The sequence below is a fragment of the Nostoc sp. LEGE 12447 genome (genome assembly GCF_015206985.1).
Lineage (GTDB): Bacteria > Cyanobacteriota > Cyanobacteriia > Cyanobacteriales > Nostocaceae > Nostoc.
This window is the reverse complement of the sequence record NZ_JADEXT010000020.1, coordinates 1-15,338: the sequence shown is the minus strand read 5'-3', so window position 1 is coordinate 15,338 and position 15,338 is coordinate 1. Positions and strand designations below refer to the sequence as shown.

General features: G+C 41.0%; 11 protein-coding genes and 2 pseudogenes. 5 read left to right on the top strand and 8 right to left on the bottom strand.

Features of this window, described 5'->3' with window-relative positions; genetic code table 11:
• Nucleotides 1-64: 64 nt before the first annotated feature.
• Nucleotides 65-481, bottom strand: a complete 417-nt coding sequence (locus IQ274_RS20050) for an ATP-binding protein (RefSeq protein ID WP_163929551.1) — start codon at nucleotides 479-481, stop codon at nucleotides 65-67.
• A 259-nt stretch (nucleotides 482-740) separates the two neighbouring features.
• Here IQ274_RS20050 and IQ274_RS20045 point away from each other — a divergent pair, with 259 nt between their 5' ends.
• Nucleotides 741-1,931 carry a SpoIIE family protein phosphatase gene (locus IQ274_RS20045; protein WP_163929550.1) on the top strand — a complete coding sequence of 397 codons (1,191 nt, stop codon included), beginning with the start codon at nucleotides 741-743 and terminating at the stop codon, nucleotides 1,929-1,931.
• A gap of 43 nt (nucleotides 1,932-1,974) precedes the next feature.
• Here IQ274_RS20045 and IQ274_RS20040 read toward each other — a convergent pair whose 3' ends face one another.
• Nucleotides 1,975-2,301, bottom strand: coding sequence for an STAS domain-containing protein (locus IQ274_RS20040; protein ID WP_163929549.1), 327 nt, complete (start codon nucleotides 2,299-2,301; stop codon nucleotides 1,975-1,977).
• 525 nt (nucleotides 2,302-2,826) lie between these two features.
• Between IQ274_RS20040 and IQ274_RS20035 the strand changes: the two genes are divergently transcribed.
• Nucleotides 2,827-3,165 (top strand): hypothetical protein, encoded by a 339-nt coding sequence (locus IQ274_RS20035; protein ID WP_163929548.1) that lies wholly within the window; start codon nucleotides 2,827-2,829, stop codon nucleotides 3,163-3,165.
• A 98-nt stretch (nucleotides 3,166-3,263) separates the two neighbouring features.
• On the opposite strand, the gene IQ274_RS20030 is transcribed toward IQ274_RS20035, so the two are convergent.
• The 5 genes from IQ274_RS20030 to IQ274_RS20010 all read right to left on the bottom strand — a co-directional run bounded on the left by IQ274_RS20030 (nucleotide 3,264) and on the right by IQ274_RS20010 (nucleotide 11,576).
• The gene (locus tag IQ274_RS20030; protein ID WP_163929547.1) at nucleotides 3,264-3,626 is read right to left on the bottom strand and encodes an ArsR/SmtB family transcription factor; all 363 of its coding nucleotides are present in this window, start codon (nucleotides 3,624-3,626) and stop codon (nucleotides 3,264-3,266) included.
• A gap of 324 nt (nucleotides 3,627-3,950) precedes the next feature.
• A complete protein-coding gene (locus tag IQ274_RS20025; protein WP_194143221.1) occupies nucleotides 3,951-5,027 on the bottom strand; it encodes a hybrid sensor histidine kinase/response regulator in 1,077 nt (358 codons plus the stop codon).
• Between the two features lie 12 nt (nucleotides 5,028-5,039).
• Complete coding sequence (locus IQ274_RS20020) at nucleotides 5,040-7,718, bottom strand: response regulator (protein WP_194143220.1); 2,679 nt, start codon at nucleotides 7,716-7,718, stop codon at nucleotides 5,040-5,042.
• Nucleotides 7,719-8,571: 853 nt separating this feature from the next.
• The gene (hetL, locus tag IQ274_RS20015; RefSeq protein WP_194143219.1) at nucleotides 8,572-9,225 is read right to left on the bottom strand and encodes a heterocyst differentiation pentapeptide repeat protein HetL; all 654 of its coding nucleotides are present in this window, start codon (nucleotides 9,223-9,225) and stop codon (nucleotides 8,572-8,574) included.
• 128 nt (nucleotides 9,226-9,353) lie between these two features.
• Nucleotides 9,354-11,576 (bottom strand): FdhF/YdeP family oxidoreductase, encoded by a 2,223-nt coding sequence (locus IQ274_RS20010; RefSeq protein WP_194143218.1) that lies wholly within the window; start codon nucleotides 11,574-11,576, stop codon nucleotides 9,354-9,356.
• Between the two features lie 742 nt (nucleotides 11,577-12,318).
• Here IQ274_RS20010 and IQ274_RS20005 point away from each other — a divergent pair.
• Both IQ274_RS20005 and IQ274_RS38045 read left to right on the top strand, forming a co-directional pair.
• Complete coding sequence (locus tag IQ274_RS20005) at nucleotides 12,319-12,609, top strand: hypothetical protein (RefSeq protein ID WP_194143217.1); 291 nt, start codon at nucleotides 12,319-12,321, stop codon at nucleotides 12,607-12,609.
• A gap of 15 nt (nucleotides 12,610-12,624) precedes the next feature.
• A pseudogene (locus IQ274_RS38045) lies at nucleotides 12,625-12,903 on the top strand (ISAs1 family transposase); the annotation flags it as partial.
• Nucleotides 12,904-13,186: 283 nt separating this feature from the next.
• Here the strand turns inward: IQ274_RS38045 and acsF are convergent.
• On the bottom strand, nucleotides 13,187-14,242 hold the full coding sequence (gene acsF / locus IQ274_RS19995) for a magnesium-protoporphyrin IX monomethyl ester (oxidative) cyclase (RefSeq protein WP_194143216.1): 1,056 nt from the start codon (nucleotides 14,240-14,242) through the stop codon (nucleotides 13,187-13,189).
• A 217-nt stretch (nucleotides 14,243-14,459) separates the two neighbouring features.
• Here acsF and IQ274_RS19990 point away from each other — a divergent pair.
• Nucleotides 14,460-15,212 (top strand): annotated as a pseudogene (locus tag IQ274_RS19990) (coproporphyrinogen III oxidase).
• The last annotated feature ends 126 nt before the right edge of the window (nucleotides 15,213-15,338 follow it).

The window sequence follows — 15,338 nt, the reverse complement described above, 5'->3', positions numbered from 1 at the left end:
TTTAGGATGTTTTTGCTTATGGTTAATAATTAAGCTAACAGCTAGTAAAGCTTAGATAAGAGAATTAATAATATTTACTAATAAATAAACAGTAACGATTGTCTGCTGTTGGCTCATAACTCAATTTGTCGGCAATGGCAGACATAATTTTTAAACCCCGCCCCCGGTCTTGCTCATTCTCATCAAATTCAGATATTTGCCGCAATTTCTGCTCTAAGTCAAATGGCTCACCTTGAGACCAAATACGAATTTCTATATATTTATTTACCCGTATAGCTTCTATTTCAATAGGAGTTTCAATAGGTAAGTTTTTGTGTGCATGTTCAACAATGTTAGTAAAGCCTTCCATCAACAGTGTTTGACATTGCCACCAAATTTCTTTGTTAGAAATAGGCGGGTGATTCATCTGATCGAACCAAAATAATACTTGAGGCGATGCTGTCAGGTCTGTATTGACTTTTAGATAAATTTTATTTTTCACTTCTTAACCAATAAAATATTTTGAGACGATCCTATTCGTATTTAATTTATTTAATTTGAGTATTTTCACTATACATTTAAAACTAAATTGCATATAAGTTGAATTAGAGCAATTACTTCCTTTTAAGCGAAGCAGAATTCATTCTGAATTCTGACGGAAAGAGCGGATAGCAGAGCGTCAAGCCTGCGGGACGCTACGCTACACGTAGCCCATTCTGACTTCTAAATTCTTCTTCAATTTACTTAGTAAACTTTAATTTATGTTTAAAATTTTGGTTATTGATGATGACCCTATAGTGCGAACAGTACTGAAAAAAACACTCCAAAATCAAGGTTATGATACTAGTGTCGCCAAAAATGGCGAGGAAGGAATTAGACAAGCACAATTACTACATCCTGCTCTGATTATCTGTGACTGGATGATGTCCGAGGTAGATGGGCTAGAAGTGTGTCGTCGAATTAGAACAGATCCAGAGTTAGCAACCACTTTTTTTATTCTATTGACGGCTAGGGGAGCAGCTCGAGGAGAGGAGGAAGATCGAGTTAGAGGACTTGACGCTGGAGCAGATGAGTTTATCTCTAAACCAATAGAGATGAATGAATTGAAAGCGCGGGTAAGAGCAGGACTAAGATTACACCAGTTAAATCAGGATTTACAAAGTCAAAAAGAAGTTTTGGAGATACTAAATCAAGATTTACAAACCCAAAAGCAAATTTTGGAGGCAGAATTAGCTGAGGCTGCTGATTATGTGCGATCGCTCTTACCCTTACCGCTTGTAGGAGCAGTAACTACAGAAAATCTGTTTATTCCCTCAGCACAGCTAGGAGGTGATTGCTTTGATCATTATTGGATTGACGAGGATAATTTGGCAATTTATTTGTTGGATGTATCAGGTCATGGCGTGGGTTCAGCCCTCTTATCTGTATCCGTGCTGAATGTTTTGCGATCGCAATCTCTACCAAACACCAACTTTTGTCAACCCAGTGAAGTCCTGAAAGCACTCAATCACGCCTTTCAAATGACGAAGCACGGTGATAAATACTTCACAATCTGGTATGGAGTTTATCACCGTTTTAAACGTCAACTTATTTATGCTAGTGCCGGACATCCACCAGCTTTACTGTTATCAAATGCCTCTACAACAAACATCCGAGTTAAACAGCTCAGTTCTTTGGATCTACCAATTGGCTTTTTACCTGATGTCCAGTTTGAAGATGCTATTTTTCAGATCGAAGAGAACAGTATTTTATACATTTTTAGTGATGGTGTTTATGAAATTAATCAGTCAGATGGGAAAATTTGGGGTATTGATGCTTTCATTGACTTACTAACTAAATATAGTCTAAAAGGCCCCTGTGTTCTAAATGAACTATTAGCGAATATTCTTATCTTGAATGCTCAAGATAATCTTGATGATGACTTCTCTTTGGTAAAAGTTAATTTTGGCTAGTACAGTCAAGTGTGCAGATTCCAATTTAGGCTAGTCAAGGAACTCACTGTGTTGCCAATACTTGGCGATTGAATTCATCTTGGTCAGCGAAGGTTTGAAAAATTCTATCCATTTTAGTCAATTCAAACAACATTCTGACTTGATCGCTGATCGAACAAACAAAAAGTTTAGTATTAGCATTTCGGGCCATTTGCATTGCTGAGACTAAAGCACCTAAACCAGAGCTATCGATAAACTTTACCTCTTTCATATCAAGTAACAAGATATCGGCTCCATTTGCCAGAATGTCGCTAACTTCACGACGCAGCTCATTACCTCTAACACCATCTAAAATCCCAGATAATTCTAGTAATTTTACGTTCATGCTCATAGTTTTTTACTATTGTTTTACTACAAAAAATGTATTTATATTTTGGCATTGACCTAAGCTAAACGGCAATAGATATAGCAATAGTTTTCTGTTTTAGATAAATCCGTTTTAATTCGTGTTCGTGCAGTGTGGCGTAGCCATACTTAATTGTGTGGTGCGGCTTGGTAATTATTATTTGCTATTGCAGTAAAGAATCTAGCCTCTACACATTAGCGAAAAATTTTAAAAGCTTTAAAGTAACTATCTTTATAACCTAAATACCGTGCCCAAAAACGAGACATAAGCAGTGGTAATTTCACTGCATTGCCACCCGACATGAAAAAATGCTGCAAATTATACAGCTATGAGTACGTTCTTCCTTGACGTTGGCACAGCTATCGCATTGTTTCTTTCTAGATGGTCTGAAAATTCAGTGTCTGATGAAATCAAGATCAAGTTAGCGGCTCTGCGCTAAAGTAAAAATATTGGGATCAAAATCTCTGCCAGTAAGTTCAAACACCACTAATCTTTACCACTGCGGCGATAATGTCTCAAGAGCATAACGAATCACTCCAACTTCAAGAGATCACCAAACTCAAACCGAAACACTTTGCTGATTTAGTCAGATCAGCACAATTGATTTTCGACCCTACAGCCGGAGTTTCGGGAAGACATATAACAGTTGACTGGGAACAATTCGGAATTCCCCACGATGTGGCAGACAATCTCAAGTCACTTGGTCAGGAGTACCAATATGCATCTCCTCACATCCCTGTTGAAGTCATTTGGAGTAAATTAACTCCCGAAACTCGTATTTGGTTTGTTGAAAACAAAGATAAGTTGTGGCAGATTGAAGAAGCTTTCCCAGCCCTTGACGAAGATTAAAGGGAATATGAATCATTTGTAGGGGCACAACGATTATGCCCCTAATTACCAGCAGCTAGGAGGGCATTTTTTTACCCAATTAAGGCATCAGGTATTTTTTAAAAAACTGCTGTTTTGCTTCGAAGTACTTTCAAGCTTTCAGCCTGCTGTTGCACGCGTTCACTAATGCGATCGCACGCTAACTCACAAAGCTCAAAAATCATTGGTTCGGCAATCTCGTAATAGGCACTCGTGCCTTTGGGCTGACGAGATAGAATCCCTGCTTGAGTTAATACTTTCAGATGCTTAGATAGATTTGCCTGACCTAAGTTAGTAACCTCGGCAATTTCCATCACATTCATTGGCCCTGATTTTAGACTGGCTAAAATCTGTAGCCGACTTGCCTCTGATAAAACCTTGAAGTAGTCAGCAACTGCCACAAGAACAGCTGGATCGGACTTGTGTGGCTTAGTTTTTGGCATAGGGAGATTTAATAGTCGGTACAATATTTTTTTAATAACTAATTAGTTATTAAATTTCATAATAGCGTAGTTGAGTTATCGCTATAGCAACCCACTTTGATTTTTGAACAAGATTCAGTTCAGTATGGATCTATTCCTTCTTTCCTATTCCCTGTTCCCTGCCCACGCAAGTAAATATAGCTACGTCACGCTGCGTGAACAGAAATCAAACCGGATTCCTATAGTACTAAAATAATACATTAATCTCACAAAATACTTGATTAATAGTTAAAAGGAGTACCTATTGAAAATCTGACTAGATGCAGCAATTTTGGAGTTAATAATTTATTTTTGAGTAAATACAGTAAAAACACTACCATTTGGATGATTATCTTCGATGGTAATTGTACCGGAATGTGCCTCGACTGCCATTTTGCAGAAAGCCAATCCTAAACCAATTTGCGAAATATCTGGTATCCGACTTGCAACTTCATATTTATCGAATATGATTTTTCTTACGTCTTCAGGGATTCCAGGGCCTGCATCAGCAACTTGCACTTTCGCACCACCTGCTGCCAAATACTCTCCCCGTAGGGTAACTTGAGAGTTAGATGGGGAGAACTTAATAGCATTAGAGAGCAAATTATCTAGAACTCGACGAAAGATTGTTACATCTACTTTCACAATGCCACCAGGTTCAGGTAATTCACCTATCAAAAGCAGGTTCTTTTGGGTAGCGATCGCTTCAAAATCTGCTAATGCTGACATACAGAGTAAATAAAGGTCTACTTCTGTGTAGTTGAGAAGCATTTTTCCAGATTCTAGCTTTGCCATGATCAGCAAACTATTAATCAATGATTGTAGCTGTTGTCCTGCAAATAAAATTTGATCAACCTTACCTTGTTGCTGTTCGGGTGACAAATTGCAAAATCGGAGAATTTCAGCCGCGAGGACAATACTGGTAAGAGAATTTCGGAGATCGTGGACAATCATGTTTGCCATATCTTCTCGCAGTTGAAGCAAAACTTGCAGGCTGTCGTACTGCTGCTTAATCCGCAACATGGAATTAACCCTGGCTCGTAATTCCACGCCGTTGATGGGTTTACTAATGAAGTCATCTGCGCCCGTTGCGAGACATCGAGCCAAATCTTCTTTAGCAGTTAATGCTGTCACCATAATAATCGGCACTATCTGCCATTGTGGATCAGCTTTGATGCGTTGGCATACTTCCATTCCATCTAGACCAGGCATCATCACATCCAGCAAAATCAGATCGGGCTGAAGACTGTTGAGACGATTCAGAGCTTGTTGACCACTAGAAGCATAGTGTAGCTCGTAGTTTTCATTATCCAACAAGGTTTCAACAACATCGAAGTTATCGGGTTCATCATCGATCACTAAAATAGAAGGTTGAGTATTCATTAAAAATTTCTGCTATCTTGCTAAAACTTGTTGAATGGTGAGTGCAAGCTGCTTGAGTTTGACGGGTTTGGTAAGATATTCGTTGGCTCCAGCGGCTAAACAAGTTTCGCGATCGCCAGGCATAGCTAAGGCCGTTAGTGCAATAATCGGAATATCTACAAATTGCCAATCGTCACGGATGCGGCGCATTGCTTCTAACCCATCCATTTCCGGCATTTGAATGTCCATCACAATTAAGTCGGGGCGTTGAACTTTAACTAGGTCAATAGCTTGTTGTCCATTGTTTGCCAAAATGAGATGATACCCTCGACTTTCAAGATAACCGGACATGGTATCAATATTTGTTTGATTATCTTCTGCTAGCAAAATCAAAGGTAGTTTTTTCGCGGCTTTTGGCAATACAGTTAAATTTGGCGACTCAGAAGCAGTAAAATGTTGCAGTTTCTCTATAGTTACCTGGAGTTGAGCGCGGGTAATTGGTTTGACTAGATATTCAAACGCTCCCTGAGCCAATCCTTTGCTACGCTCATCCACGACTGAAATAATAATCGCTGGAATATTTTTGGTTTTTGGGTTGGTCTTGAGTTGATTTAGTACCTCCCAACCCGATAGATTCGGTAGTTGCAGATCCAGGATAATTAAACCAGGCTGAACGCGCAGCACTTCTTCTACGGCTCCTTCACCTTTGGAATAGGTGATGGTTTCCATTCCCATTTCGCTCAAGTAGCGAGTAATTTGGTCAGCTGCCACAACAGAATCTTCGATAATCAAAACTTGAGCATTCTCAGCAAGTAAGCAATAACTAGGCAATAAATTAGTTGCTTGTATTGTTTGCAAATTAGTACGGTAGGGAATGCGGATGGTGAAGCAACTTCCCTGGCCAACTTCACTGCTAACTAAGACTGTTCCTCCATGTAGGGTAATAATCTGCTGTACTAGCGCCAAACCCAGACCAGTGCCACTGTACTGGCGGTTGAGGCTGCTATCAAGCTGGATGAAGGGCTGAAACAGCTTGCCAATTTCTTCAGGAGCAATACCGATGCCGGTGTCATTAATATAGAAGCAAAGATTTGGGGAAGATGAGGCAAATGAGGGCGACAAGGGAAAATTTACTCCCCCTGTTCCTTTGCTGCCATGCTCTCCTGTTTCTTCTAGCCGGACTTCTAGGGTTACAGATCCCCCTTCTGGTGTGAACTTGACAGCGTTGTTCAACAGGTTGATCAGTACTTGACGCAGGCGGCGATCGTCTACTTGGATGCTGTCAATATTCTCAGCAATATGAATATTAAGACGAATATTTTTTTTCAAAGCCATCTGTTTGACAAAGACTAGGCTGGCATCACAGAGGCTTCTGACAGAAACATCACTCCATTGCAATTCTAATTTGCCAGATTCGATTTTAGACAAGTCTAGAATATCGTTGATTAGCTCTAGTAAATGTCTACCACTGCGCTCAATAGTGGCGATCGCTTTTACTTGTCTTTCATTAATGGAGCCAAACACACCTTCTTGTAAACCCTCTGACATCCCCAAAATTGCATTAAGAGGTGTTCGCAGTTCATGGCTCATGTTTGCGAGAAATTCGTCTTTCAGGCGAGTCACACGGGCAAGTTCCACGTTGGTGTTAGCAAGTTGCTCATTCGTCTGCCGCAGTTGTGCCTCGGCTTGTTTGTGTTTTGTAATATCAGTTACCCGGACTAGATTCATGGTACGTCCGGCTACAGTAATGGGTTTAGCTGCTATGTTTCCCCAAAAAATCTGACCTTTAAGAGTAACATATTCAATCTCTTGACTCCAGACACCTTTTGACTGCATATCTGTCAAGATCGCATCTGTTTCGCTGGCGGTGAATGGATGGCGCTGGAGTTTCTGCCCATTAATCTCGATCAATTCAGTTTTGTCAGCCGCCTCAAACAGTTCTACTGCCCGCCGATTACAATCCAGGGTGAGCAGCGTTTGTGGATCAACCAAAAAGATGGCATCAGCAGATTCGTTAAAAATTGCTTCTCGCAAATCTATGTTGTGAATGAGTTTCTGTTCAGCTTGTAAGCGTTCACGTAGCGTATCGTAGAGAAACTCGTCGCAGATATCAACTATGTGGATGGGATTACCGTCTTTATCTGACTTAATGACGCGATCAGAACAGATCGCTAAAACACTTCTGAGAGATGCTTCTATCCATTGGCATTTTGCCAGCTCTGCCTGTGCTTGCTGATATCTACTTTCCTGTTGAATGGCGATCGCGGCAATCAGTTGTTGTTGTTCCCGACTTTGTTCAAGCTGTCGAGTTAGCTGTATCCGTTCAACGGCATGATGAATTGCACCTTGAAGAACTTCAGCTGTGAGTTTATCTTTAAGCAAATAATCTTGGACACCACTTTTCATAGCACGGACAGCGATGATTTCATCCCCTTGTCCTGCTGCCAGCAGAATCACAGCAGCTTGGGTATTGCTATGGCATTCCCGAAATTGCTGAATAAACTTCAGTCCATCCCCATCAGGCGATTCAAAATCCAGCAAAATTATATCTGGCATCTCCTGTTGACACCATTTCATGGACTGCGCTGCTGTATCAAACTCCCCAATACGATAGATATACAGCCTGTCCTGCTTCAAAAAACGACAATATGCTTCCCGATCTCTGGGGCAATCATCAATTAGTAGAATTGTCAGGGGAGAGCAATGACTCATAAGTTAAAAATACAAACGCGATCGCGTTTCAACAAAATTATACCTTGATTATCATCATGTTAATAGCCTGATATCAATTGAATTATACCTGGATAGGAAATTGAGATATATCTATAGTTGCCCTTCAATACGATGTCTTCTCCAAATCCCTGAAATTTTTTGCCTCCGTGTTCAGCATGAATAGAATTTGCAATCATACCTAGTTATCTTTCGAAAATGTTCAGTAAATTTGCTGCTTGTAAAATTCATTTACCCATAGCCAGACTAGTAGTCTGTCAATAAATAATTGATGGATAAATTCCCTGTAGAGACGGCGATTTATCGCGTCTTTCTAACCGTCAAAATGAATTTGACAGATTATTAGTAGCACCAAAATCTTTTTTTAGCGCAATACCTAGATTTCACTACGCCTAAACAGTGATTTTTATCATCAGCCAGATTGCCATCCTTCTATAAAACCCATTTGATATCTTTTTTCTAGGTAGTTGTTAGTTATTAGCCTAAAAATCAATTTTTAGTTTTACTGAATGTGAGAAGATAATTATCACCTTATTGCATAATATTCACCTTGGATCTTTCATCTAGGTGATATGAAAACTTAAGCCATTGATGATGTTAATTAAAACAGTTATCCGATTAGCAGTTTTTAGCTATTTACTGATGACTGTTCATTGATTTGTTAATCTAACCCTAACAAATTAATGTCAAAACTACCTGATCGTAGTCGTGGTATTGGAAAGGAACTGCATCATTCACAAATGATGAGTAGCAATACTGATGAAGTGTTGAAGTGATAGACCGCTAATTAACTATATAGCAATTAAAATATTAAGTATACGTACTTAATAAGTATTCATTTATTAAGTTGATATTTAATATTACTGAGTAGTGAATTTGTAAGCTTATACAAGTAATGTTTACAGAAACAAGCGCATTGTAGATTAGCCCCACTTAAATCCGCCGCTAAGTTCCCCCACAGTATTGTTTTAGAGAGATTAGCGCGACATAATTTTGCTTTATTTAAGTTGGCGTGATGCAAGGAAACAGCTCTGAGATCAGCATAACTCAAATCTGCCCCAGTCAAAACTGCATATCCTAAATCTGTACGCTGGTCAGAACTGGGGCGTAAGTCTGCTTGAAATAACAGAGAACCAGATAAGTTTGCACCATGCAAATTAGCACCACATAAACTAGCTTTGATTAAATTTGTTTCTTGTAAGCGTGTGTTGACTAGTTTTCCACCCGTTAAATCAGCTTCTCGGAGAACAGCACGATATAAGTCTGCTTCACTCAAATCTATACCCCAAAGGATAGATTCACTCAAGTCTGCTTTTCGTAAGCAAGCTTGGCTAAGATTAGTTTTACCAAGTCGCGTTTGACGTAAATCAGCATAGCTAAAATCTGCGCCTATGAGGTTGGCATTTGTTAATTCTGCTTCTTGCAGATTCAGTCTTTGGAAGCTCCTTTCTCCAGCAGCATAAGATTTGAGAAGTTCATTTATATCCATCTTAGAAATTTTAAGTTCAGGAGAGGGTTTTTCATGCGATCGCTGTGTAATTCTTCATACGGGGTTTAGGGATATAAGTTAATGGATTTACTGGTGGAAATGTTAAAGCTGAAAAAATTAGACTTGATTCAAATTTTTTCCAACCGTGCGATCGCATTATAATCAGGAACCCCTTCTAGCGATCGCTTACTTTTATCTAGCAGCACATTCCCTTCGGGCCAATGGACTTGCAAGTTTCCTGACTGAATTGGCGCAATATAAACTTGACAGAACAACTCCCCTAACTCATTCTTAAGAATTACCTTATCCCCATCTTTTAAATCCAACAGTGCCGCATCAGCAGCATTTATTAGCACTGCCTCTCGCACCGCCCCAGTAATTGCATCCTTACGTTCCTGTACCATACTATTAAATTGCTTGCCTCGGCGCGTTGCTACTAAGAAATAACCTTCTGGTAATTCCCTTTGGCGTGGCAATAATACGCCAAAGTGCGCCTTCCCATCCGATGTAGGAAAGTTCCAACCAAAGCACAAATGTGACCCGCCATATTGAAATTGATCGCCAGCCTGCTGTAAGTGTTGAATCCCAGCATATTGAGGGATAACTTGAGCAATTTCTTGACGGATAGCAGCTGTGTCAGCAAAAGCCAATTTATCTGCCAAATCTGGTTGCACGCGCCTTGCTAATTCTAGAAAAACTTCCCACTCTGGACGCGCTTCTCCAATGCGCGGCCCTGGAATTTCTGGACTGAAAATTACCCGGCGTTCAGTATTAGTTTCTGTTACTCCCCCTGGTATTTCGTAGCGAGTCGTCGCAGGTAAAAGCACTACAGTATCAGCAGGTTCCACCAGCATTTGGCTGGAGAGAACAATATCCGTATGTACCCGCAATGGTATTTTCTTCAGTGCCGCTTCCACATAATCCGGTTCTGGCAGCACTTCTAAAAAATTCCCTCCTACGGAAAACAACACATCTAATTCCCCGTGATATGCGGCGTTAATCATTTCTGGAGCAATTAAACCTTTACTCGCTGGCACTTTAAAGCCCCAATGCTGACTCAATTGAGCAGCATTTTCCGGGGTAATGGGTTTACCACCGGGAAACACTGTGGCGTAACATCCCATTTCTGCCCCACCCTGTACCCCAGAATGTCCGCGAATTGGCATTAAACCGCAGCCTTCCCGACCGACAAAACCTTTGGTAAGAGCTAAGTTGATAATACTTCGCACATTATCTTCGCCGCATTCATGCTGAGTAATGCCCATACTCCAAACAAATACGGCTTTGTTGGCTTCTTTGACCATTTTGGCAAAGGCGTACATTTGCTCACGGGATGTACCAGAAAGCCGCTCTAATTCTTCCCAAGATTGGCTTTCTAAAGATGTTTTGAGTTTGGCAAAGCCAACTGTGTGTAAATCTATAAATAACTGGTCTACCCAGTTGTTAGCAATTATATGTTTAATTGTGCCATTCAAAAATGCTATATCCCCGCCCATATTAATTAAGAAGAAGTCTTCGGCAAACTTTGTACCGAAAACGGCACTTTCCACAATTGAGGGCACCCAGTAGCGCTCCATTCCTGGTTCGCGGTAAGTGTTAACAACTACAATTTTCGTGCCAGCTTTTTTGGCGTAATGGAGATACTTAACGGTGACTGGCTGATTATTGGCAACGTTGGAACCAATGAAGACTAATAAATCAGTACCAATCCAGTCTTTATAAGAACAGGTGGTGGCCCCTGCACCCAGAGCAGCTTTCAGTCCCGCCGTACTGGGAGAATGGCAGATGCGGGCAGCGTTATCAATATTATTGCTTCCCATTGCCCGCACAGCTTTTTGGGTGGCATAATAAGTTTCGTTGACAGTTCCGCGACTGGTAATATAAAAACTAAGGCGGTCTGGTGTAGTGGCGCGGATGCGATCGCTAATTACCCCTAAAGCTTCATCCCAGCTAATACGGTGAAAGCCTTTTTCCCCTCGTTGACGCATCATCGGGAAAGGAAGTCTTCCCAAGTTGCGTAATTGGGCACTTTTGTGTTTTTGTAACTGCGAGACATCCTCCAATAGCACAGGGTCAAAAGCTGGCATAGTATTCATCCGCAACAACCGCAACCTGACATTGCAGAGATGGATGCCATCTAAAGTCCAATCCTTCATCCCGGTTGTTCCAAGAGCGCAACCATCACAAACACCTTTGTCAAGAATATTCCACGCATAAGGTAGTTTGTCACGAGACAGCCAGATTGCTCGAAAAACCTCCCAGTAGTTGTTAGGGTACTGTTCGCCGATACCAAAGGGTTTCCAACTTGCCCAGTGCTGGGGTGTCCAATATTTCTTAGGTTTAGGCAACATAGCCAAAATATAGTGTATTTCTTTAAGGCTACCGTTTTGAGTAGCAAATGAGTAGCAAAGTGGCTAAAAGTCTGCTCTTTGTACTTCATGCAAAAGAAAACTGCTGTATCCCTCTCCTAAGAAAACAGAATGGTTTCTTTCATCCATAGTGGGCGATCGCTCATGAACAGCTTCTGTCACTCTCCGAAAACATTTACTATTTCTAAATTCTAGAGCTTTTGTATAGCAAGCAATCGCACGCTTATTTTCTAATAACAAATACAAGACCCATTTTTTTCTAATAGATAGCTTGTATTGATTGCCTTATCAGGCTTCTAGCGATCGCCCTCCCGGAGAGTGACAGAAGAGGGGTATGCCTGGCACTCTTTACACTGGCGATCGCCGCAGGAAATAAAGGATTTTTAGCAATTGGAGATTGGATTTCAAGCTACCGCGAGCAGTTAATTGACCTTACTTTATTACACATAAGTTAGCAGGAATATTTCGTATGCCTTACGAATTTATTTGAGATCAAACCAGTTCCTGGAGAAACTGTTGCTATGGATGGTAAAGTCCTCAAAAGCTCATATCAAGTAGAAAATGATAATCCCTATTCTGATTCCCACCCAGCAATTATGTTGGTCAGCGTTTACCTTGTGGAGCGAGGAGTAATTTTGGAGCCGCTGTGTTGTTGATGCCAAAAGCAACGAAATTAAAGCTTTACCGCAATTGATTGAGAAACTTGCTCTCAAGGAAGTTGTTTTTGCATTTGATGCTATTAATACCCAAAAAAACTTGCCAGTTAATTGTAGAAAGTGAGAATAATTATATCGATGCTTTAAAAGGCAATCAATCGGGTTTGTTTAAAGATGTAAAAAATAATTTTATCCCAGAATTTACTTGTCATCAGATAAGTAAATTCTGGTATGGTAGAGTCGAAAAATGTCAAGTGAATATTTGTCAAACACTTGATGGTATTCGTTCTTGGCCTGGGCTTAATACTTTGATTCAAATCAAATCAGAGCGTCAGGTTTTCACACATAATGTAATTTAAGTCACCACCCAGACTCGTTACTACATTTCATCTTTAAGTGAAAATGCTCAAGAAATAGCTGAACGGATCAGAGGACATTGGGGTGTTGAGAATAAAGTTCACTACGTTCGGGACGTTACACAAGGTGAAGATGCGTCTAGAATTCGTACTACCCCCCTGACTCAAATTTTTGCACTTGCTCGCAATTTTACACTCAATTTATACCGCACCAATATGTTTGAAAATATGGCACAAGCTCAACGTTTATGTTCTTTTGGATTAGACACACTCAAACAACTTTTTAGAATTAAATAGCCCTGGGACTGGGTTGTGTCAATCAAGTCAGAGGCAGAATAGAAATATATTGGTGAATTTGGAGGGTGATGCCCAATACGGTTCGGTTAACGTTCTAATCTTTTGAAGATCCCTCCAACCCCCTTAAAAAGGGAGGCTTTTAACCCTCTTTTACCCCCTTTTTAAGGGGATTGCCGCAGGCGGGAGGATTTTAACCGAACCGTATTGCGGCGATGCCTACATCAGTAAACTACGCATTTTGTAGAATCATGGAATGCGTAGTTTACATCAATAAGTGCTAAATCTAACGCACGGTTTCCCGCAAAGCCTCAGCATCAATGGGCTTAATCAGGTAAACCAACAGTAGATTCCAAACAATTGCTGCAATTAAAGGTAGTTTGCGAAGCAGCTTCACAACTTTGGACACAGAACTGCTCTCAATCTCTGCAATTTTCATGTTGTAGCCCGCACAGCATTGCAGCCGAGGGAAAAACTGGGGATGTTCGGTATTCAACATTACAGGAAAAGCTCGGCCCGCAGTTTCATTGGTGTTACGAACAACTTCGCGGTCAAATTCCGTCGCATCAAGTCCCAATGACGTGTAAAAACCAGCCCGTTCATGAACTGTCAAAGTGTGAGTAGCAAATACCGATAACAAGAAAAAGCGACTCCACAACCTAGCTTTCCAGTTGTTCCACAGTTGCGGTTGAGAACGTAAAAGCGCCTTGAATATATCCCCGTGACGGTTTTCGTCCTGACACCAACTCTCAAAATATTGGAAGATGGGGTAAAATTGGTTTTCTGGGTGCTTTTCTAGATGTCTGTAGATAATGATGTAACGCCAGTACCCGATTTTTTCTGATAAGTAAACAGTGTAAAGTACCCACTCTATTGGGAAAAACGTATAGGTGCGGGTTTTAGTAACATTGCCTAAATCCAGGGAGAGTTTAAAATCGCCCATTGCTTTGTTGAGAAATCCGGCATGGCGAGCTTCATCACGTGCCATCAGTTGAAATATCTCCGCTAGCAGTGGACTGCGATTTTTCAGCTTGCGGGATAGTTCTTTGAATAGTAAGAAGCCGGAAAACTCAGAAATGCAAGAGCGTTCCAAATACTCAATAAATGCCTGTCTTGCTTCACCCTCAATGTGTTCCCAAGATTGGTTAAACACCTCATCCCGAACAAAATGATGACGGTTGTAGTCTGTCCGCATTTCTGCCAGCATTGCCTTTAACTCCGTCTCCTGGGCAGACAAATCCAGGTTGGCGGCAGTTTCAAAATCTGTAGTGTAAAACCGGGGGGTGAGTACAGTTTCTTTGCTGGGGGTTTTAATTTCTGGCTTGGGTAGGGTATTAACCATGTGTAATGCGGTAAGCAAGTAAATAGTCCTATAGTTATCAAGTTATAATAAATATGGTTCTTTTGCTAGACCTCTTTACAATCCTTCAGTAAAAGAGGAAATGCCCTACAGATTAACCCGTGTATAAGTCCTAAATTTATTAAGTTTTGAAACTCCTCTAACTTTAACAACTAAATAACTATATAGATATTTACGGGAAAATTTCAGAAGTTTTAACATGAGTCGTCATCCCGATAATTCTCTGCAAGAATCCACAAATAACACAGTATTGCTGGCATCACCTACCAACATGACACCCAAAGATTCACGGGAGCGAGTGCAGCAATTCATGCAGAACTTACAGGATGAGATTTGCAAAGGCTTAGAGCAACTTGACGGGGAAGACGCTTTCATCAAGACTACTGGGAGCGAGCAGAAGGAGGAAAAGGACGTACCCGCGTGATTCGAGAAGGGCGGGTGTTTGAACAAGGGTGGCGCTGGTGTGATGAATACTTCTACTTGAAGCATCGCCAAGAACAACGGGACATTGGTGGTATCTTCTTTGACTATCAAGATGCTAGTGGAAAGTCTTTATGTTGGAGATCAAATAGATAGTCCGGCGGCACTGTACAGTCAGCAAGTAGGAATGGTATCTCGTAACTGGGAAGATATCTTTGCTTTTGTGCAGTCTTGCTGTCAAGCATTTTTACCCGCCTATTTGCCCATTGTAGAACGACGGCAGGAAATAGATTATGGCGATCGCCAGCGCCAGTTTCAACTATACCGTCGAGGTCGTTATACAGAGTTTAATCTGGTGTACGACAGGGGAACAGTTTTCGGTCTGCAAACTCAGGGACGAGCGGAATCTATTCTCATGTCTCTAGCACGCTGGGAATATTGCTACGAGCCAGAACCAGGTACGCCTGAGGCACGACTCACGGAAATCTTTCTCCAGCCTCACGATTGGACGAATGAGGCCCTAATAAGTTAGTGAAACAAAAAAAGCCTGCTCAATTAATCTTGAGAAGGCTTTTCTTGTGTTGTTGTGGTTGAATAATATCCCTGGCACCGAGCTATTTTTGCGTAGGGCGACCCCTAAACTATCGTTGCCGCAACA